The sequence below is a fragment of the Bifidobacterium sp. SKU genome, assembly GCF_026016405.1.
Lineage (GTDB): Bacteria > Actinomycetota > Actinomycetes > Actinomycetales > Bifidobacteriaceae > Bifidobacterium > Bifidobacterium bifidum.
The window spans coordinates 1125392-1144077 of the sequence record NZ_CP092890.1 but is presented as its reverse complement, the minus strand read 5'-3'; the positions used below and the strand labels follow the sequence as shown (position 1 = coordinate 1144077).

General features: G+C 62.4%; 19 protein-coding genes, 1 tRNA gene and 2 pseudogenes. 8 read left to right on the top strand and 14 right to left on the bottom strand.

Annotated features, from left to right (window positions below):
- Positions 1–43 precede the first annotated feature (43 nt).
- The 3 genes from MMB49_RS04840 to MMB49_RS04830 all read right to left on the bottom strand — a co-directional run bounded on the left by MMB49_RS04840 (position 44) and on the right by MMB49_RS04830 (position 3916).
- On the bottom strand, positions 44–370 hold the full coding sequence (locus tag MMB49_RS04840; protein WP_047272188.1) for a hypothetical protein: 327 nt from the start codon (positions 368–370) through the stop codon (positions 44–46).
- Between the two features lie 4 nt (positions 371–374).
- Positions 375–2312, bottom strand: coding sequence for a helix-turn-helix transcriptional regulator (locus MMB49_RS04835; RefSeq protein ID WP_047272185.1), 1938 nt, complete (start codon positions 2310–2312; stop codon positions 375–377).
- 137 nt (positions 2313–2449) lie between these two features.
- Positions 2450–3916 (bottom strand): UTP--glucose-1-phosphate uridylyltransferase, encoded by a 1467-nt coding sequence (locus MMB49_RS04830; RefSeq protein ID WP_047272183.1) that lies wholly within the window; start codon positions 3914–3916, stop codon positions 2450–2452.
- A gap of 270 nt (positions 3917–4186) precedes the next feature.
- Here MMB49_RS04830 and MMB49_RS04825 point away from each other — a divergent pair.
- Positions 4187–4260, top strand: a tRNA-Pro gene (locus MMB49_RS04825).
- A gap of 160 nt (positions 4261–4420) precedes the next feature.
- Here MMB49_RS04825 and MMB49_RS04820 read toward each other — a convergent pair.
- Positions 4421–4766: pseudogene (locus MMB49_RS04820) on the bottom strand (IS256 family transposase); the annotation flags it as partial.
- A 151-nt stretch (positions 4767–4917) separates the two neighbouring features.
- On the opposite strand from MMB49_RS04820, the pseudogene MMB49_RS04815 reads away from it, so the two are divergent.
- Positions 4918–5536 (top strand): annotated as a pseudogene (locus tag MMB49_RS04815) (aldo/keto reductase).
- Between the two features lie 16 nt (positions 5537–5552).
- On the opposite strand, the gene MMB49_RS04810 reads toward MMB49_RS04815, so the two are convergent.
- On the bottom strand, positions 5553–6314 hold the full coding sequence (locus MMB49_RS04810; protein WP_047272181.1) for a carboxymuconolactone decarboxylase family protein: 762 nt from the start codon (positions 6312–6314) through the stop codon (positions 5553–5555).
- A 301-nt stretch (positions 6315–6615) separates the two neighbouring features.
- Here MMB49_RS04810 and MMB49_RS04805 point away from each other — a divergent pair, with 301 nt between their 5' ends.
- The 3 genes from MMB49_RS04805 (at position 6616) to MMB49_RS04795 (ending at position 10341) form a co-directional block, all read left to right on the top strand.
- On the top strand, positions 6616–8412 hold the full coding sequence (locus MMB49_RS04805) for a bifunctional ADP-dependent NAD(P)H-hydrate dehydratase/NAD(P)H-hydrate epimerase (protein ID WP_047272445.1): 1797 nt from the start codon (positions 6616–6618) through the stop codon (positions 8410–8412).
- 160 nt (positions 8413–8572) lie between these two features.
- Positions 8573–9202: an HAD family hydrolase gene (locus tag MMB49_RS04800; protein ID WP_003813146.1), complete on the top strand. Its 630-nt coding sequence runs from the start codon at positions 8573–8575 to the stop codon at positions 9200–9202.
- Between the two features lie 215 nt (positions 9203–9417).
- Positions 9418–10341 (top strand): LysR family transcriptional regulator, encoded by a 924-nt coding sequence (locus MMB49_RS04795; RefSeq protein ID WP_003813143.1) that lies wholly within the window; start codon positions 9418–9420, stop codon positions 10339–10341.
- Between the two features lie 53 nt (positions 10342–10394).
- Here the strand turns inward: MMB49_RS04795 and MMB49_RS04790 are convergent, their stop codons facing one another.
- The 4 genes from MMB49_RS04790 to MMB49_RS04775 all read right to left on the bottom strand — a co-directional run bounded on the left by MMB49_RS04790 (position 10395) and on the right by MMB49_RS04775 (position 12108).
- A complete protein-coding gene (locus MMB49_RS04790; RefSeq protein WP_047272179.1) occupies positions 10395–10895 on the bottom strand; it encodes a DUF4234 domain-containing protein in 501 nt (166 codons plus the stop codon).
- Between the two features lie 136 nt (positions 10896–11031).
- Positions 11032–11607: a TetR/AcrR family transcriptional regulator gene (locus MMB49_RS04785; protein WP_047272177.1), complete on the bottom strand. Its 576-nt coding sequence runs from the start codon at positions 11605–11607 to the stop codon at positions 11032–11034.
- Positions 11608–11707: 100 nt separating this feature from the next.
- The gene (locus MMB49_RS04780; protein ID WP_225841004.1) at positions 11708–11935 is read right to left on the bottom strand and encodes a hypothetical protein; all 228 of its coding nucleotides are present in this window, start codon (positions 11933–11935) and stop codon (positions 11708–11710) included.
- Entirely contained in the window at positions 11911–12108 is a 198-nt protein-coding gene (locus MMB49_RS04775) for a class I SAM-dependent methyltransferase (RefSeq protein ID WP_003822447.1), read from the bottom strand. Before MMB49_RS04775 ends, MMB49_RS04780 begins: the two co-directional genes overlap by 25 nt.
- A 102-nt stretch (positions 12109–12210) precedes the next feature.
- On the opposite strand from MMB49_RS04775, the gene MMB49_RS04770 reads away from it, so the two are divergent.
- The 3 genes from MMB49_RS04770 to MMB49_RS04760 all read left to right on the top strand — a co-directional run bounded on the left by MMB49_RS04770 (position 12211) and on the right by MMB49_RS04760 (position 14125).
- Positions 12211–12510: a helix-turn-helix domain-containing protein gene (locus MMB49_RS04770; RefSeq protein ID WP_003813136.1), complete on the top strand. Its 300-nt coding sequence runs from the start codon at positions 12211–12213 to the stop codon at positions 12508–12510.
- Complete coding sequence (locus MMB49_RS04765) at positions 12507–13652, top strand: type II toxin-antitoxin system HipA family toxin (protein WP_003813134.1); 1146 nt, start codon at positions 12507–12509, stop codon at positions 13650–13652. Before MMB49_RS04770 ends, MMB49_RS04765 begins: the two co-directional genes overlap by 4 nt.
- Positions 13653–13756: 104 nt before the next feature.
- On the top strand, positions 13757–14125 hold the full coding sequence (locus tag MMB49_RS04760) for a cupin domain-containing protein (RefSeq protein WP_013363460.1): 369 nt from the start codon (positions 13757–13759) through the stop codon (positions 14123–14125).
- A 25-nt stretch (positions 14126–14150) separates the two neighbouring features.
- On the opposite strand, the gene MMB49_RS04755 is transcribed toward MMB49_RS04760, so the two are convergent.
- The 5 genes from MMB49_RS04755 to MMB49_RS04735 form a co-directional block, all read right to left on the bottom strand.
- Positions 14151–15146 carry an AEC family transporter gene (locus MMB49_RS04755; RefSeq protein ID WP_047272173.1) on the bottom strand — a complete coding sequence of 332 codons (996 nt, stop codon included), beginning with the start codon at positions 15144–15146 and terminating at the stop codon, positions 14151–14153.
- 6 nt (positions 15147–15152) lie between these two features.
- On the bottom strand, positions 15153–15677 hold the full coding sequence (locus MMB49_RS04750; RefSeq protein WP_047272171.1) for a PadR family transcriptional regulator: 525 nt from the start codon (positions 15675–15677) through the stop codon (positions 15153–15155).
- Between the two features lie 46 nt (positions 15678–15723).
- Positions 15724–16440 (bottom strand): endonuclease III domain-containing protein, encoded by a 717-nt coding sequence (locus MMB49_RS04745; protein WP_047272169.1) that lies wholly within the window; start codon positions 16438–16440, stop codon positions 15724–15726.
- 2 nt (positions 16441–16442) lie between these two features.
- The gene (locus MMB49_RS04740) at positions 16443–17153 is read right to left on the bottom strand and encodes an SDR family NAD(P)-dependent oxidoreductase (RefSeq protein WP_014760202.1); all 711 of its coding nucleotides are present in this window, start codon (positions 17151–17153) and stop codon (positions 16443–16445) included.
- 155 nt (positions 17154–17308) lie between these two features.
- Positions 17309–18667, bottom strand: coding sequence for an MATE family efflux transporter (locus tag MMB49_RS04735; RefSeq protein ID WP_047272167.1), 1359 nt, complete (start codon positions 18665–18667; stop codon positions 17309–17311).
- Positions 18668–18686: the final 19 nt, after the last annotated feature.

The following is an 18686-nucleotide window of genomic DNA, read 5'->3' as shown; positions in this document are numbered from 1 at the left end:
AGACGATGCCGCGGGCCGCGCCGCAGCTTGCAGCCGCAGTCCGTCAACGGTTGAAACGTGACCACCGCGCCCACGCACGCGCGTGACGTTCGCGCTTCGCGTTCCGGTGCCTGATGACGTCGACCTGCGCATCGTCATACCGGCTGATGGCGCTGTTCAACGGTTGGGTGAATGTCGGAGGGGCGAGCGGCTCGCGCACGTCCGCACCCTGCGGAACGTCCGCGAGCTCGGAGAGGGGCTTGCCGAGACGGCTGCCGATCTCCGCAATGCCGTTCAACGCCCTGAAGCCGTGAAGGGCGGCGTACGCGATGCCCGCCACGATCATCGCCAGCATGAACAGCGAGAGAATGAGCCAGATCCACCAGGGCATGAGATCACTCCTCTTCCGGGGTGTCTTCTTCACGTGTGCCGAGGCTGAGCTCGCGCTGCGCACGGGCGACGATCATCGTGCGCAGGGTCTCGGGTGCGACCGCGGTGATGTGACGCGCATGGGCGATGCAGAAGGCGACGAACCAGGAATCGGACGACACGATGATATGCACCTTCTCGCCCGGGCTGCACGGCTCGACGGTGGCTCCCGGCATCGACTTGATGAACGGAAGATCCGGCTGATCCGTGATGAACACGGCCGGAGTGCCGTTGTCGAAGCTCCACTTGCGCAACTCACTCACCGGCATGTCGGGAATGTCCACGCGCTTGACCGGAGCGATGACCTCGGCGTGCTCGATGCGGGCGAGCCTGAGCACCTGCCATGTGCGGGGCTTGCCGTTCGCCTTGTTGATGAGCTGGTCGCGTGAGACGAACTTGCGCCGGTCCTCCGGAGTGGAGTCCAGCACGTCGGTCCAGACGGCGGCATAGTAGACGCCCTCATCCACGAAGATCTTGGAGGGGGCGACGACCTTGCGGCGGGTCCGTCCCGCGCCGTCCGTGTACTCCATGTCGAGCAGCGATTCGGTGGAGATCGCGCGCTTGACGACGGAGAAGCAGTGGGGCTCCAGCTCGTAGCCGGTCAGGCTCAGCCAAGGGGTCTCCCCCGGCTTGACCAGCTGGCGCAGACGCTGATACAGCGAGGCCGCCTGCGTGCGCTGCGCCTCCGGCAGCAGCGGCGAATGCGCGAGGTAGCTCACTGAAGCGGTGAGCATGCTCAGGTATTGCGGGGAGATGCCGGCGAGGCGTTCCAGTCCGAGCGAATTCGTCGCGGACACGATGCCTTCGGCGTCAAGCAGCGACCAATCGATGTCGAAGAACTGGCTTCCGGCCATCTCGCCGTCGTCGGAGACCGTGGTCAGCGTGTTGATGTCTTTGTGGATCACGTTGACGTATTTCTTGAGCTCGTCATCCGACTTGGGCCTGCCGATGAAGCGTTCCGCGAGTTCCGCGAGGGAGAATTCCTCACCGAGGTGGGCGGACAGGAAGAGCATCAGACGCAGTCTGCGGTCGACCTCACTGCCGGTCTGGAACGAGGTCCCGGACTTCTTCTGGTGGTTTTTCTTGGGGTCGGCGTCCTCCGGCTCGGGGGTCGTGCTGGTGATGGTGGGCGTGGCGACCGTGGCGCTGCCGGTATCGTCCGACGATCTGTCGGCCAGCGCCATGTTTGACGCCGCCTGGAGACGACGGTTGAAGGCGTCGACGGCCTCCTGCGGGCTGACGATCACTGCGCCGGGATGTTCGAGCACGAACATGGCGAGGTCGTCGGAATCGGTGTAGGCGACGTTGATGTTCTCTCCGTCCACGTCGACCGTCGCCGCGAAACGGCGGGAGTCGACGACGCGCACGAGAGCCGGCGGAATCGTCTGCGTGCCGAGTCCCGGGGCGATGGAATCCAATCCGAGGCCGGGGATGGGCGTCTGCGGCACCCTTGGCGTGGTGCGGGACACATGCTGCGGCGTCACGGTCTGCGATTGCGTGGACGATACGGAAATCGAACGTGCGAGATAGTTGGCCGCGGCGAGAACCGGCAGATCCTCCTGCTCGAAGCGCAGGCGGATGCGCGGCTCGTCCCCGAGCTGCAGTCGGTACGACGCGAAGTCCTGTCCCTCGGACTTCGAGGAGTATTCAGGCTGGCGTGACTCGATGGCGATTCCCATTGCCGCGAGCTTGGCGCGGTCGCGCTGGAACTGCTTGGCGAACGCGGCTTTCGCGGCCTGATCGGCAAGTTCCCCGTAGGAGTCGGCATATGCCTTGACGCGCTGGGCGATTTGCCGCGAGGTCAGCCACTGCGGAAACGCAGACGACAGCACGGCCAACACATCCAACTCATGTTTGCCCCATTTGTCGGAAAAGCGGCGTCTCCCGTTCGATCCCTCTGCCATTAGTCCTCACGTATCGTTAGCATTCCAATTAAATATGCATGGGTATCACGCACACCACATCCCATGATAGAGGGTTTTGTTGTGTGCGGCTCGCATTTTGTCAAAAATAGGTATTTTTTCTTCGTACGGCGGACACATCACACCCAATCACCGGGCTCGATGCCCATCGGTCCGACGTATTCGCCGTTGGGTACGTAACTGGGCTCGTTTCTATCCTCCAGACGCGCGTCGGCGAACATGATGACGTCACGTCCGAATGTCCAGTCTCCCTTGATGCTGACCGAGTTCGCGGCGGCGAGCGACGGCACGTTGTAGGGGAACCGTTCGTTGAAGTCCTCGATGTTCTTGTAGTACCGCGGATCGAGGTCGACGTTCGGGAAAATGTAGCTGCCGTCCTCCATCTCATACGAGTCCGTAAGGTGGAACCGATCGGAACGCATAATGAACAGGTCGTTGGTCGTCTTCACCGGCAAGAACCGCATGCGGTCCACCTGCACACAGATCGCGCCTTCGAACAGGCCGATCGCCGCGCCCATCGCGGTCTCCAGCTGGACCACCGCCGGGGACTGGGGGTCGGTCGGGTCGACGGTCTTGTTGTTGATGATGACGGGAAGCGGCAGCACGCCGTCATGCTCGGCGAGCATGTCGCGCAGCACGTCGATGCGCACCCAGATGTTGTTCGTGTTGAAATACGGGTGCTTGGCGATGTCTTGGGCCGCGTCCTTGTCGTCGGGATGCACCTGCGACATCTCCCGCAGGATCAGTCGGCCGGTGGCCGTGTCGCGCACGATATGGCCACCCTTGCGGTCCGCGTACGTGCGATTGGCGACCTCGACCATGAACGGGGCGCCCGTGTCCTCGAAATACTGGGCGAGCGTGCGAGACGGGCGCGCCCCCAGATTGTCGGAGTTCGAGATGAACAGGTATTCGAAGCCATGCTCCAGCAGAGTGTCCAGCAGGCCGGACTCCCGCAGCGTCGAGAACAGGTCGCCGTGGCCGGGCGGGCACCACTCCAGATCGGGGTTGGCCGGCCAAGACGCCGGCGCCCCGGTGGCCGCGTCGATCTTCGGTTCCTGATGCTGGATGATCTCCAGCGGGATGTCGGTCTGCTTGAACTTGCGCTGGTGTCGCAGTGCCTTCATCGTGTCATCGGAAGTGCGGAACGAGTTCATGAACGTGACCGGCAGAGGCACGTTCAGCCTCGTGCGCGCGGTGAGCACCTGACCGAGGATGATGTCGAGGAAGCGCATCTGCCGAGCCTTGTGGCGGCGCACCGGCAGCAGCGACTTCGCGCATTGCAGGCCCATCGAGGTTCCCAGGCCGCCGTTGAGCTTGAGGAATGCGGTCTTGGCGAACGCGTGCACTGCCTTGTCATGATCGATGGTCTTGTACACGTCATGGAAGCTCCGCACGCCGTGCAGCGGCTCGACGGTGTCCTCGCGGATCCACGCGCTCTCCTTCTCGCTGGCCCACACATGGTATGCGTGCCTGAACTGCGAGATGGCGATCTCGCTCATGCCCTGCTCGCGCATCTTCTGCGCCGACTGCTCGAACACATCGTCCACTGTCATCTTCTCCGTCCGTTTCAGATCTTCGGCAAACATTCCTATAGTCTACTCGCGTGGTGCTTCGTTCGCCAATCATCCCGCAGACGTATCCATTACGGGGGTATCCGGGGTGGGGCGGCTGGCTGCCGCACTGCAATGGCATGCGCAGATGGAACTTGGATAAGACTTGGATGGGCCATGCCGTCTATGTAGCTGGTGTCTCCCTATTGCGAGGTGATAGTCGGGAATTACCCGAGTCGCGACACGCTTGTTTTGCGTTATTGATGTCATATGGTAAATTCTCTTCTCGGTGCTTTTCGCACTGTTCGGGCCGTAGCGCAGTTTGGTAGCGCACTTGACTGGGGGTCAAGGGGTCGCGGGTTCAAATCCCGCCGGCCCGACAAGAATGGCGGGATCCCAACGATTACAAGTCGCTGGAATCCCGCTTTGTCATACTTGGGGGACATGAACTTCACGAACACGGTTCCACCACGTGTTCCGCGATGAACCGCCCTCGGTCTCGCTGCGCTGGGTTATAGGCTGAAATGTGTGTCTGGTGGTTTAGTCGTTTGGCTGCCGTTCGACGCGTGTGTGGAAGTCGTTCCGGTCGATGCCGGTGCCGTGCCGCGTGGGGGATGCCGGACGTCTCGTGCATGTCTTGCGGGCTCCTTTCCCATGCCTGCCTGTAGGGGTCCTCGAGCTGTTGGCCGGTGATGGCGTTCTCGGCGGGCCGTGCGTCGGCCTCGGGACGTTCGGTGTGCTGGCGGCGCCACCGGCAGATCGCCTTCGGCTGTCGCGTCAGGCGCGGTCCCCGGTGGCGGCGCGGCGTGTCGCGCGGGCGCGCGTTCCATGATTCGATGGGGTTGTTCGTGGACGGCGCCGGCCCGCCGACGGCCAGGCCGCCGTCCCCGTCGCGCATGAGCGCCACCGCGATACGGCGCAGCCGCCTGCCGGCCCCGAAGGTCCCGGCGCCCACATTCAACCCGGCGACACGCCAGTCAGCACAAGACGTGACGGCTTATCCCGGACACACATTCTGGCCTATAACCCGTTTTACCGTGCCTCATTGCCTCCGCTGGCAGGCTGATACCCGGTATCTCCGCTTCGAGGGGTTGATTTCGCGCTCTCGGAACATCTATCTGCGTTTCAAGGGGTTGCCCAAACGCGATATCCGGAGTATGCGGGGACATCCCGCATTGGAATCATGCGGTTTCCGGCCCGGCTCTACTCGGGCACCAACCCCTCGAAACGCAGATAGATGTCCGAACGAGGACGTGGTCGGCAAGGCTATCCGCGAATCAGAGGTGCCGCGAGAGGACATCATCGTCGCGTCGAAGCTGCCGGGCCGTCATCACCAGTACGATCAGGCACGCGTCACGATCGAGGAGTCCGTGGCCCGCATGGGACTCGACTACATCGACCTGTATCTGATTCATTGGCCCAACCCGCTCCACCGGAGTCACGTCGGCCGTCAACCAAGTAGAGCTGTACCCCTTCTTCCAGCAGGCCGGGCAGCGCGCCTACGATCAGGCGCATGGCATCATCACCGAGGCGTGGAGCCCATTGGGCCACGCCAACCAGATGCTTAAGGATCCGACGAGCGTGCGCATCGCCGCGATGGACAATCCCGAGGGACGTTCCTTCGCGCAGGACCCGCACTGGCACGAGGAAGCCTGACGGCCCGCGCCGACTGTCACGCCTTCGCCGCCGCGTCGGCGATGCACCGCAACGCGTTGAGCGTGCGCGGATAACCGATATACGGCGTGCACTGGGAGACGACGGCGATCAGGAACCTCTCGTCGTTGCCCACGCGCATGTTGGCCACCGCATGGGAGGTGAGCTGCGGCTCGCACCCTCCCTGCGCGGCCAGGAAGCACAGCGTGATCATCTCGCGTCGGCGCGTGTCGAGCCCGCCGCGCGTGTAATAGTCGCCGAAGCAGTTGCCGGCCAGCCACTTGTTGATGTGACGGGTCTTCTCCGGCCCTGATTGCGCGAAGCCTCGCATGCGCTCGCCGAAGATGTCGATCTGCGCCTGCTCGCCCGCCTCAGCGCGGGTTTCGGGCGTCGTGGTGGATTGCGGTTCGAGCGGGAGGTGGATGTTCTTCGCCTCCAGTATCTCATTGGTCTTCTTCAGGAACGGCAGTACACGGCCGAAACCGAGATATGCAACCGCCTGGTAGACGATTTCCTTGACCTGGACGGCGCCGACGCCGGATTCGAACGCGACCGGCACCATCAGCTCGAAGTCGTCGAGACCTTGGCATCCGATCAACGCCGCCAGAATGGCCATGGAGCGTGTGGCGTCGTCCAGATCGGGGTGATTCGCTCCCGGCTCGTTGACGACCTCGTCATAAGCGAAGTTCGAGAACAGCTCGACGAATTCCGGGTCTGTCTGTGCCAGCGTCCTGTCATCGTTCCAGAACTTGTTCATGCGGCTTTTCAGCTCATCGAACATGATATCTCCTTGCGGTTTGACTGCGATCGGCGGTCATTATGACTCGCTTTGAGATGTCACGGTAGCCGCTTCGAGCGCTTGAAGTACAGCGGCGGCGACACTTCCGCGTGTCGCCGCCGCAGCCGTCACGTGAGAGCCCCACGGTCCAGCCGTCCGCCGCGAGTGCTCGTACCGCTCGCGCGCGCGAACTCGTGTAACGGTATCGCAGACGCGTCGCCGCGACGGCTCGACAGCGAGTAGAGTGGAGGGACGGGCAAAGTCCGATTGATGGAAACGATCCATGAACCAAGGAGGATGCATCATGGCAGGGCAGACAGATGAGAACAGGCTCCACGTTCTTCGTCACGCCGCCTTCACGGCGCGAGACGTGCGGGAGATGGAACGGCCACTGCTTGAGAACGGTGTCCCACTGATGAGGATGGCTTCCGCCGCCACAGCCCATGTCGTCGCCGAAATGCTCGAAGATGAGGGCGTCGCGTTGGAGGAGTCGAACATTGTGCTGCTCGCCGGCAGCGGCGACAACGGCGGCGACGGGCTGTTCGCCGCGACGATGCTGGCGGGCGACGGCGCTTCGGTCACCGCCGTCGCGGTCGGCCGCACGCTGCATGGCGAGGGGTTCGCCGCATTCGTCCGCGCCGGCGGCAAGGTGCTGATCCTCGACCCGGCCTCCGAGATTCCGGGGTGCGCTGCCGGCTTCAGCGCGGGAGAGGCCGGTGAAAGGCTTCGGGCCGCGGTGGAACTCGCCCAGCACGCGCATGTCATCATCGACGCGATGACGGGCATCGGCCTGAGCGGGGCGCTGCACGGCATCGCGGGCACGGTCGCATCCTCGCTGGGTGTCGACGGCACGATCCCCGACCGCACCGCCCTTCCCGCCGGCGACTCGACCGGCGAGTTCCCGTTGGTCGTCGCGGTGGACGTCCCTTCTGGCGTGGGAGTCGACGACGGTGCCATCACAGGCCCGTATATCCCTGCCGATGTCACGGTCACGTTCGGCGCCCTGAAGCCGTGCCTTATGCTGCCTCCCGCGGCGTACGCCTGCGGTCGCGTGACGCTGGTGGACTTCAGTTTCGACATCGACGGCCATATGCCGTTCGTCGAGGCGGTTTCCGGCGACAACGCGGCTGAGACCGTCCGACTCCCCCGGCTTGCAGACACGAAGTACTTACGTGGCGTGACCGGTCTGATCACCGGCTCCGAACGGTACCCCGGCGCCGCGGTGCTGTCGTGCAAGGCCGCGGCCAAGACGAACATCGGCATGATCCGCTACATGGGTCCGCAGGTGTGTCGTGATATGGTGCTCGACGCGGTCCCGGAGGCCGTACTCGGCAAGGGGCGCGTGCAGGCCTGGGTCGTGGGCTCCGGCGTTCCGACGGGTGAGACCGAGGATGATGATTTCCAGCGTGAGACCATCGCCAAGCTTCTGACGCATTATGCGTTGTCCTCTGACGATGACCCGGATGACGATGATGACCTCGCCTATGATATGCCCCCGCTGGTGGTCGACGCGGGCGCTCTCGACCTGCTGCCCGACGAGGTGCCGCCGCAGGTCGTCATCACCCCGCACGCCGGGGAGCTCGCCTCGCTGCTCACCGCCAGGGGCGAGGATGTGGATGCGTCGGATGTGCAGAACGAGCCATTGCATTGGGCGTTGCGGGCCCATGAGCTCACCGGCGCCACCGTGCTGCTCAAAGGTGCGGTCACGATTGTCGTGGGCGAGCCGGCCGACACCGATCGGGAGTCGGATGCGCAGGGTGGATTCGCGGATGATGAGCAGCATGTGCGTGTGGTCGTCTCCGGCCGCGCCCCGGCGTGGCTGGGCACCGCGGGGGCGGGCGATGTGCTCGCCGGCATGCTGGGGGCGTTGCTCGCCCAACAGGACGACGAGGACGTTTCGGCTCCCGATGTCGCCGCCTGCGCTGCCTACCTGCACGGATATGCAGCCGCTCAGGCGTCGCAGTCGGATCAGCGCGGGTTCACGCCCCCGACGATTTACGGTTCCGATGACCGTCATCTGCGCACCAAGCTGGGGCATCCCATCGTCGCATCCGATGTGATCGGCATGATTCCCGCGACTTTCGCGGAACTGCTGTCGTAAGGGCGCGAGGGCGGTCGGGATGCGGAGGCCGGTATCGCATGATACCCGGCGTCGACGCATCCCGACCGCTTGCGCGACTGCGCCGGCCGGAGACCTATTCCGTCCGGATCAACAAATCAGACACTATCCTATTCCCCCTATTCCAACGTTGAGGAGCATCATGAGCAACTCCCCCATCACCGATGTGATTTTCGATTTCTGTGGCGTCCTGCTGGACTGGCAGACCCGCGCATGCCTGACCGGGCATTTCCCCCAGGACACGGTGGACGCGATATGCGCGCCCGACGACCCGCACGGGTTCTTCCGCTATGAGGACCGCATGGACGCCGGCGAGGACTTCTCTCACATCTACCCCGACGTGGTGCGGGAGCAGGGCGAGGACATCGCTCCGATCTTCGCCTATTACATCGAACATTACGGCGACGCCCTGCCGCGCATGCTGCCCGGCATGGAAGATCTGCTGCGCGACCTGAAGCGGCATGGGTACGGTGTGTGGGGACTGACGAACTGGTCTCATGAGACGATTCACATCGCGTTCGAGAAATTCCCGCAGATTGGCGAACTGCTGCAGGACACCGTGGTCTCCGGCATCGAGAAGATGCACAAGCCGAACGCCGACATCTACGAGCTCGCACTGCAACGATTCGGCCTTGAAGCCGGGCATTGCGTGTTCTTCGACGACACGGCGAAGAACATCGTCGGGGCCAACGAGGTCGGTATCCACGGTCTTCTGTTCGACAATGCTCTCCAGGCCCGCGAATCGCTCGCTTCGCTCGGTGTGAGGCTGTAGGAATAACCGGATTCGGTGCTCTCAAAACTCGCAGATATGAGGAAAAAACGTCAGTCGTCCGGTGTATCTGCGAGTTTTGAGAGCGTGCCTTGCGCATACCGCACCGCAAGCCCGCCGCATGATAAATTGAGCTTATACCCCCGCACTTGGTGAAATGCCGGCAATCCCAATGATTTCAATGGTTTCGTCCATGGTCGGCCTTATAAATGCTGCTTATGACACTGCTGCAGCTGAAATACATCGTGAAGATCGTCGAGTGCGGATCCATGAACGAGGCGTCGCATGAACTGTACGTCTCCCAGCCGGCGTTGAGCTCGTCGGTCAAGGAACTGGAGAACGAGCTCGGCATCGAGATCTTCACTCGTTCCTCGCAGGGCATCGCCCTGACGGTGGACGGCGCCGAATTCCTCACTTACGCCCGTCAGGTGCTCGACCAGGCCGACCTGCTTGAGGAGCGCTACAAGAACGCGAAGCCGCGCAAGCAGCTGTGCTCCGTGTCCACGCAGCACTACATGTTCGCCGTCGAGGCGTTCGTCGAGATGATCGACTCCATCAAGTCCGACGAGTACGAGTTCACGATCCGTGAGACCCGCACGAAGGACATCATCAACCAGGTCGCGAACATGCTTTCGGAGATCGGCATCATCTACCTGTCGGACTTCAACAAGGACGTGATCGGCAAGATGCTGCGCGAGAAGCATCTGGAGTTTCATCCGCTGTTCCGTGCGCCGCTGCACGTGTTCATCTCGCGCAACAACCCGCTCGCCGGCAAGAAGAAGGTCACGATGGACGACCTCAAGCCGTTCCCGTTCATCCAGTACGAGCAGGGTGAGGAGGGCAGCTTCTTCTTCGCCGAGGAGGCCGTGTGGCCGGAGTACTCCCCCAAGCAGATCAACGTGACCGATCGTGCGACGATCCTGAACTTCATCATCGGCCTGAACGGGTACACGGTGTGCACCGGCATCGACAACGGCGACCTGAACAACGAGAAGATCGTCACCGTGCCGTTGGACACCGACGAAACGATGCTGGTGGGCTGGGTCACCAATGAGCGCGCCAAACTGTCGAAGGCCGCCGAGACGTATATCGAGAAGCTCAAGTCCGTGGTTGCCGACCACGGTTACAAGCTGATTGACTGAATGCGATTATGGGCTCCCTGTGGCGGGGAGCCCGATTTCGATCCGTGTCTCGTTCAGAAGCCGCGCACGTTGTAGTCCGCGGACAGGTCATTCATCGCGTGCAGCAGCTTGTAATTATAGATGAACGGTCCCACTGCGATGAGCGAGTCGAGGATGCCCCACAGCCAGAATGTCGAGGCGGTGACCGTGACGGGCAGACCGCGCGCGGCCTGTTCTTCGCCGATGCGGCCGGATACGCGGTGATACCACACCAGCCAGCCGATGCCCAGCGTGACCCATCCCACCAGGAAGAACATCAGGCAGTAGTGCATTGTGTGTTTGCCGTCGCGTTTGAACGCGAGCAGGTTCAGGCTGTCTCCCACTTCGCTCATCTGCCAGATGTCGTAGATGCTGAACGTGACGAGACCGAGCAGCACGTATTTCAGCAGTCCGCGCTGCGTACGCAGGGGTGCGACCGGCCGGGGAGCATAGGGCTGTTGCGGCTGGAACTGGGGCTGCGGTTGAAATCCGGATTGCTGCGGCTGGGCGGCATACGGCGCGTTCGGATTGGTCATGGATCCTTCTTCCCAAGAAGACCTTCACTGTTATGGGCAAACGGCGTTGATTTACCCTGTTTCCCATTACAGGTCCGTGTTCCTGAATTATGTGATCCATCAGTGGATGGCGCATTTTGGCGCACTCCCGTTGCCGTCAGCGCCGGTGGTCGATGATGCGCCGGATGCCGTCGCGGATGGACTGGGGGTTGCGTGGTTCCCCGCCCAGCGCCCGGTGCAGTGTCAGGCCTTCGATCATCGCGTCGAGCAGCACCGTGGTCTCGGAGTCGAAGAACCGGCCCATGACCTTCTGTGTCGCCGACATCCAGCGGTCACTGATGTCGCGGAAGGACAGGTCGCGCGCGGCGAGCGTGTAGAACTCAAGGTTGATGTTCAGGTCGCGCTGGTTACCGAGCATGTCTCGTTCGATGCTCAGCGCGATGGCGTCGCAGGCTTCGTCGACGGTCGAGGCGGGCTGCATGCGCGCGGCGAATTTCAGTACGGAGGCCCGGGCGAACTGGTCGAACGCCTGGTGCAGCAGATCGTGCATGCCGTCGAAATAGTATGTCATGGAGCCGAGGGGCACGTGCGCCTCGGCGGCGACGACGCGATGCGAGGTGCCTGCCACTCCACGTGACGCGATGACGCGCAGCGCGGCGTCGATGATGTGCTGCTGTCGCTCGGGGTCGACTCGGGATGACTGGGATGGCATATCGGCAATCATAGCATTCATGCGGGTTCCATGCTGTCCCCCTCGTATATGTACGTTCGTACACATCGGAAAACGGGACCTCTGCCCCTCCTGCAGTCGGCCATTGCCGGCCAATGCGCCGCTATTGCTCGGAATCGAGCACCGAATCCACAGCGGCCCAGCGCCGACGCAGCAGCATCCACAATCCGATGATCATGGTCAACGCTCCGAGTCCGATGCCGAGCAGCCCGGAGGATTGTGCGGCATGTTGCGCGCCCTCGGCCTCCGGCAGAACGTCCTGCGTGACCACGAGCGAGAGCATCGCGTCGATGAACGTCACGAACTTCACCGATGCGTCGACACGTCGCACAGCTGGAAATCGATGTCCGGGTAGGCCTTGCGAGCCGCCTCGATCATGTCCGGCGAGCTGTCGACGCCGAGAATCTCGGCGTGCGGGTAGCGTTCGCGCAGCACGGCCGTGCTGTTGCCCGGCCCGCAGCCGATATCCAGCATGCGCTTGACGCCGCCGCCGTCCTCTGGCAAAGGCCACCTACAAGCGCCGGATAGGACTGACACGACATAATGAATGCTACTAATATAGTAGTAATTACTATATAATTTCATAAGTATTGCTAAAATATTAGTATGTATGATTTGTTAGATGAGCCGCTTCCCGGAGAAGTAATGGCCGGTATCGCCCGGCGAATGACCATGAGACGCAAGGAACACGGCATGACGCAGTCCGATCTCGCCCGAAAATCAGGGGTGAGTCTCGGGTCGATTCGTCGATTCGAACAACTCCATGAGATATCACTGAACGCACTGGTCGGCATCGCCTTCGCCTTGGACTGCGAACGGGATTTCGACGCACTGTTCTCCCAGCCGTATTACCGCTCGATCGATGACGTGGTCACAGCGACGCGCCACGGAAAGGACATCGGATGACCCCGCTGCTGGATGTAGACCGCGTGCGCGTGCTGCTCGCAGGCAATACCGTCGGAATGCTTACCATGTCACCTTCCCGCACACTGGCGTTCGCCTACGACAAGACCTGGCTGACGCACGGTTTTTCCATCAGCCCGATAAGCCTTCCGCTCAGAGATGGCGTGTTCGTCGCCCAAAGAGATCCGCTGAACGGCATGTTCGGCGTGTTCGACGACAGCATGCCCGACGGATGGGGACGACTGCTGACCGACCGAATGCTGCGTCAACATGGCATCGACCCGTATTCGGTCGGCCCGCTGGCGCGTCTATCGATCGTAGGTCATGGCGGCATGGGCGCACTGGAATACGAACCCGCTTCAACAATCGACGATGACATGCAATCATTCCCCGATCTCGACTCACTCGCCGAGGAATGCCTGAATGTGTTGAGCGCTGACTTCTCGAATGACCTCGACCAGCTGTTTGTCCTTGGCGGTTCGTCAGGCGGAGCCCGCCCGAAAATCCTCACCACAATCAATGGCGAGGAATGGATCATCAAGTTCCCCTCATCCGTGGACGCACCCGATATCGGTGAGATGGAATACCACATATCGAATCTTGCCCGCACTTGCGGAATCGACATGCCGGAAACCAGGTTGTTCCCTTCACGTCGATGCGCAGGCTATTTTGGCGTCAAGCGCTTTGACCGCATACCGCTCACGAACGGCGAAATCGGCAAGGTACACATGGTTTCCGCCGGCGGCCTGTTGGAGACTTCACACCGCATCGCCAATCTGGACTACGCCTTGCTGATGCGATTGACCATGCGCATGACCGGCGGCATCAAGGAATGCGAACGATTGTATCGACTCATGTGTTTCAATGTATTCATCGGCAATCGCGACGACCACGCGAAGAACTTCTCCTACCTGCATGATGCGGAGTCCGGCGCTTGGAGCCTCTCCCCCGCGTACGACCTTACCGAGAATCCCGGTATCAACGGCGAACACACCACCGCGGTCAATGGTAAGGGGCGCGGCATCACCGTTGAGGACATGGCAGACATCGGCATGAAAGCCGGCATCCCACGAACCCGATGCATATCGATTGCGCGGAACATGCGCGAACGCATCGCGGATGCCGGTTTTACCGTACGCAACTGAAGGTGGGCCGAACACCTTCGAGCGAACCCGACCTCACCGGAAGTCGTTTCAACGGAAACGTTCGTCGAGCAGGGCGTCGCGGCGGGCGTGGTGCGGATGCGGCCGTGCATCGGGAAGACGCATACGCCAAGTATTTCATCGGGCAGAGCTATCTGGCACCGCTGGTCTCGGGCAAGGAAGTCAACGTTTCCAACGTCACATTCGAGGCGGGCTGCCGCAACAACTGGCATATCCATCACAAGGCCTGTCAGATTCTCACCGCCGTGGGCGGGCGCGGCTACTACCAAGAGTGGGCCAAGGAGCCAGTTGAGCTCAACCCCGGCGACGTGGTGTACGTGGCGCCGGAGACCAAGCACTGGCATGGGGCCGCGCCGGATTCCGACTTCGCGCATATCGCCATCATGAACGCGGTGGACGGTGCCTCGAACGAGTGGCTGGAGTCGGTCGAGGCCGAATACGACGCGTTGCGTTGAATCGAAGGCCTGTCGCTCGCGCTCGTCAGAACACCACCGCCGACACGATGGTCAGTGAAAGCAGCGAGAACAGCGTGCTTACGAGCACGAAGCCGACCGCGTAGTCGGGCATGTTGTTCCTGCGGGCGGTGAACATGGCGATGGTGGTCATGGTCGGCAGACCGGCCACCAACGTGATCATCATGATCATGTCGTGGGTGATCGGCAGCTCCGGCAGCGCGCCGGCGGCCGCGGTGAGTAGCGCGTACAGGCCCAGCGGGAAGGCGATCATCTTGGCGACCAGCCCCACGTACAGTTCGTAGCGTTTCAGCACGCCCCACCATTTGGTCAGCGCGAACAGGCCGCCCAGGTAGATCAACGACATCGGCGTGGCCATGCCTCCGATGGTGCGCAGCGGAGTCAGGACGATCGAGGGAATCCTCACGCCGAGCATGATCAGCACCAAGGCGAGCATCACCCCGATGAACGCGGGGTTGACGAACCTCCCCAGCAGATTGCGCACGCGCAGGCCGAGCGTGGGCCGGCCGGCGGCGTCGGGTGATGCGACGGTACCGGGTTCGGGAACCGGCTCGCACAGCCATACGCCGTACGTCCATAGCAGCGTCTGATCGACGATCGACATCAACGCGACGTAGATCGCGCCCTCGTGCGGCCATAACGCCATGATGATTGGAATGCCGATGAACCCGGCGTTGCCGAAGATCAGTGCCGCCTGGAACACGTGGCTACGTGATCCCTTAAGCCGCAACGCCCACGCGACCAAGCGGAACACGAGGATAAGCAGGGCGTACATCACCGCGGTCAGCAGCATGGCGCCCCAATTGGCCTCGACCTGCGCGCGGTCCGCACCCGCCATGGCGTTCGAGAACACCAGCAACGGGATAAGCACGTTGAGCAGCAGCGAGCACATGCCGTCGAGCGCGGTCTGGCCGTAGAAGCGAAGCCTCACGCATCCGTATCCGACCATCAGCATGATGAAGAAGCCGACCAACTGGCCAACCATAATAGCGAATTGACCCATTGCCCCTTACATCTCCAGCATCGAACGCAGCCATTCGAGTTCGGCGGCGATCTGTGCGTCATGCACGGTGATGATACCCTTGCGGTACGGGTCGTCGATCTGCTCGGCGCTCAACGGATTGCCCGCGTCACAGTAGAAGAAATGCACGTCGTGGCCGTTGAGCAATTCGTAACGGCGGCGCAACACCGCGTCGCGGTCGGTTTTGTCTGGCACGACGGACAGGAAGGTAAGCACGACGGTCCACCGGGTGAAATCGGTGAGATTGAAACCACTGGTGCTTTTAAGCTCGTCGATCAACTTGGCGCGACCCGCGTCCAGCAGGGTGAACACGCGACGCTGGCGCCCGTCGCGAATCGACGCCTGTTCGGAGATCAATCCCGCTTCGACGAGCCTATTGGTCGCCGGATAAATCGCGCCGTCGCTGAATTTGCGCGCGTACCCCTGCAGCTGCTCCATCTTCTTGCGCAACTCGTAGCCGCACATGGAACGCTCCGAAAGGAACCCCAGAATCATCATCTCAATCAAGCTCATGATTGTCCATCATAACTCGTTTCAACATACCCGTGGCACCGTCTCGTCACTCCGTCGGGCGAGGAGCAGCCTCTCCCGGTCGCCACGACTGGAGAAACGACTCGTTTTTTGCCGCATCGTCGCGGTAGGCTTTGCCGAACTCGTCGATGAGCCCATGGAATTCCTGAAGGTCGGCGACGTCCAGCCCGGTGTCCAGCACCACGGGGGCATACGCCTTATGGAACGCCGGGTATCCGTCCGGCGCATCGAAGCCGAGGAACGCGAACAGGCGCCGTGCGTAGGTGTCGGCCACGAACGTGCGGCGGGAGAACACGTAGAGCATCATATCGTCGGCCGTTTCGCCGCCGATGCCGAACAATCCGAGCAGTTCGGCGCGCAGCTCGGCGTCGGTGATGCCGTCGGCTCCTTCGGGAGAGGCGTCGCAACGCTCCACATACCAACGGCTCAACGAGCGCAGGGTCTTGGATTTGTTGACGTAGAAGCCCGACGGCCGAATCAGCTCCTGCAAACGCTCCGGCTCCACGACCGTCAACGCATGGGGGTCGAGCATGCTCTCCGCCTTCAACGCCGCGAGCGAACGATCCACATTGCCCCACGCGGTGTTCTGCGTGAGCACCGCGCCCACCATGATCTCGAATGTGGTGTCCGCCGGCCACCATCCGGTCGGGCTCAGCTCCGCGGACAGCGCGCGGTACAGCGACTCGATGTCGCCGGCTGCGGGCCTGCGCCGGGATTGCCTGCCATTGCCGTGCGCCGATGCCATGGTCAACGGTACAGGCGCTCGATGAGAATGTCGGAGACGGTGAGGCGCGCCTCGCTGAGCAGGTTGTCGAGCACCACGCCGGCGAGATCGGCGGCGGGCATGAACGTGTGCTGCTTGTCGAGTGAGACGTAGTCGTGGCTCTCGCGGTAGAAGTCGGTGTCGATGCCGCCGGGGTACACGCCCACGACGGTGACGCTCGACCCCTTGTACGCGGCCTTGAGGCTCTGTGTATACCCCTTCTCACCCCATTTGGTGGCGCAGTACACGGATTCGTTGGCGTTGCCGCGCGTAGCGGCGGTGCTCATCACGTTGGCGATTTTGAGGTTCTGTTCGTCGCATGCCTTGAGCGTCTGGACGCACCACAGAATCATGCCCTTGAGGCCTTTGAGGCATTTGTCCACGTCGGCGGCCTCGTAGGCGGTCGGCGTCTTGAACGAGGGCTGCCCGGCATTGTTGATCAGCAGGTCGATGTGCCCGATCTTGGCGATCTCGGCCACCGAGGCTTTGACGAAGTCCTCGTCGGACACGTCGCCGACGAACCCGTGGTAAGAGCCCCGGGGGAATTCGCCGGCCAGTTCGGTCTGGCGTTCGGCGTTGAAGTCGATGCCGGCGACGAACCATCCGCGGTCGATGAGCTGTCGCGTGAGTTCATAGCCCAGTCCGAGGGCGCTGCCCGTCACGATGGCGATGCGTTTGCCGTTCGTCCGTTCCATGATTCGTATGCCTCCCTGCCTTCGTCGGTTCGTCGCCGTCCGGCGATCACTGCCCGATGCCGCGACGAAACGCTGTTGAAAACGTATGCACAATGCATTTTATCGAATCCGTCCGACCCGTCGCCATCGCCATCGCCTGCGCATGGGGCGGCGAATCAGCTCAATTCGCGTAGGATGCGGCGCATGAATGGAATGGTGACCGCGAAGGTGAGCACGTCGGACACCGACTGTGCCATTTCCACGCCGAGCACGCCGAACGCCAACGGCAGCACCAGTACGATCGGCGCCAGAAACAGGCCCTGCCGGCACAATGCCAGGAACGAGGCGATGCCGGTGCGGCCCATGGTCTGGGTCATCATATTGCCCATCATGTTGAAGCCATTGAACACCACCGTGCAGCATTGAATGTGCAATGCGGACACACCCACCGCCACCACGGCCGGGTCGGAGCGGAAGATCTCGACCAGATGCGGGGCGAACGTCCACAGCAGCGCGGCCAACGCCACAAGCACGCCGGTGGCGAGCCGCACGCAGAACCAGTACCCTTCCTTGACGCGCGCGTACAGGCCGGCGCCGTAGTTGTATCCGCACACCGGCTGGAAGCCCTGGCCGAGGCCCACGATCACCGAGTTGGCGCCCAACATGATGCGCATCACGATGGCCATGCCGGCGATGGCCGCGTCGCCGAACGGGTTGGCGGCGATGTTCACGCAGGTCACGGAGATCGAGCCCGCACCCTGCCGAATCAGCGAGGGCAGGCCGCCGCCGGCCACCTCGCGCATGAGCAGCACATCCGGCCGGCAGTTGCGCAACGACAGTTTCATCACGCCGAATCTGGCGCTCATCGTCGTCAGAATCGCGAAGCTCACCGTCTGGCAGATGGCGGTGGCCAGCCCGGCGCCGAATATCCCGAGGCCCGCCACGAAGATGAGCAGCGGCGCGAGCAAGAAGTTCAGCAACGCGCCCGAAACCAAGCCGATCATGCCGAACGCCGACTGGCCTTGGTAGCGCAGCAGCCCGTTGAGCGCGAACGACCCGCATACACAGGGCGCGGCGACCAGCAATGGCGTCAGGTATTGCACCGCGTACGGCGCAATCGTGGGAGTCGAACCCAGCATGACGGCCAGCGGCCGCAACGTCAGCAGCCCGATCGCGGCGATCGTCAGACCTGAGATCACCGCGCCCGCGAAGCCTACGGCCAGCAGCCGGGATGCCCGCTCGTTGTTCTGTTTGCCGAGTTCGCGGCTCATCGAGTTGCCCGCGCCGTTGCCGAAGAAGAAGCCGAGCGCCTGCATCACGGTCATGATGGAGAACGCGATGCCGATCGCGCCGGATTGCGCGGTGCCCAGCTGACCTATGAAAAAAGTGTCGGTCAAATTGTAGGCGGTGGTCACCAGATTGGAGATCACCGCCGGCAGACACAGTCTGAGAATCAACGGTTTGACCGGCTGACCGGTCATCTGCCGGTATTTCGCGTCCGCGCTCGCGCGTCTGATGCCATGAACCTGAACCACGGACGGTCATCCTACTCGC

Bases quoted from the DNA above. Each gene is read 5' to 3' on its own strand.
- MMB49_RS04810 (WP_047272181.1), bottom strand. From the start codon at position 6,314: ATGTTCGATGAGCTGAAAAGCCGCATGAACAAGTTCTGGAACGATGAC.
- MMB49_RS04750 (WP_047272171.1), bottom strand. From the start codon at position 15,677: ATGAGCTTGATTGAGATGATGATTCTGGGGTTCCTTTCGGAGCGTTCC.
- MMB49_RS04805 (WP_047272445.1), top strand. From the start codon at position 6,616: ATGGCAGGGCAGACAGATGAGAACAGGCTCCACGTTCTTCGTCACGCC.
- MMB49_RS04745 (WP_047272169.1), bottom strand. From the start codon at position 16,440: ATGGCATCGGCGCACGGCAATGGCAGGCAATCCCGGCGCAGGCCCGCA.
- MMB49_RS04770 (WP_003813136.1), top strand. From the start codon at position 12,211: ATGTATGATTTGTTAGATGAGCCGCTTCCCGGAGAAGTAATGGCCGGT.
- MMB49_RS04830 (WP_047272183.1), bottom strand. From the start codon at position 3,916: ATGTTTGCCGAAGATCTGAAACGGACGGAGAAGATGACAGTGGACGAT.
- MMB49_RS04790 (WP_047272179.1), bottom strand. From the start codon at position 10,895: ATGACCAATCCGAACGCGCCGTATGCCGCCCAGCCGCAGCAATCCGGA.
- MMB49_RS04765 (WP_003813134.1), top strand. From the start codon at position 12,507: ATGACCCCGCTGCTGGATGTAGACCGCGTGCGCGTGCTGCTCGCAGGC.
- MMB49_RS04740 (WP_014760202.1), bottom strand. From the start codon at position 17,153: ATGGAACGGACGAACGGCAAACGCATCGCCATCGTGACGGGCAGCGCC.
- MMB49_RS04835 (WP_047272185.1), bottom strand. From the start codon at position 2,312: ATGGCAGAGGGATCGAACGGGAGACGCCGCTTTTCCGACAAATGGGGC.
- MMB49_RS04755 (WP_047272173.1), bottom strand. From the start codon at position 15,146: ATGGGTCAATTCGCTATTATGGTTGGCCAGTTGGTCGGCTTCTTCATC.
- MMB49_RS04785 (WP_047272177.1), bottom strand. From the start codon at position 11,607: ATGAATGCTATGATTGCCGATATGCCATCCCAGTCATCCCGAGTCGAC.
- MMB49_RS04800 (WP_003813146.1), top strand. From the start codon at position 8,573: ATGAGCAACTCCCCCATCACCGATGTGATTTTCGATTTCTGTGGCGTC.
- MMB49_RS04795 (WP_003813143.1), top strand. From the start codon at position 9,418: ATGACACTGCTGCAGCTGAAATACATCGTGAAGATCGTCGAGTGCGGA.
- MMB49_RS04840 (WP_047272188.1), bottom strand. From the start codon at position 370: ATGCCCTGGTGGATCTGGCTCATTCTCTCGCTGTTCATGCTGGCGATG.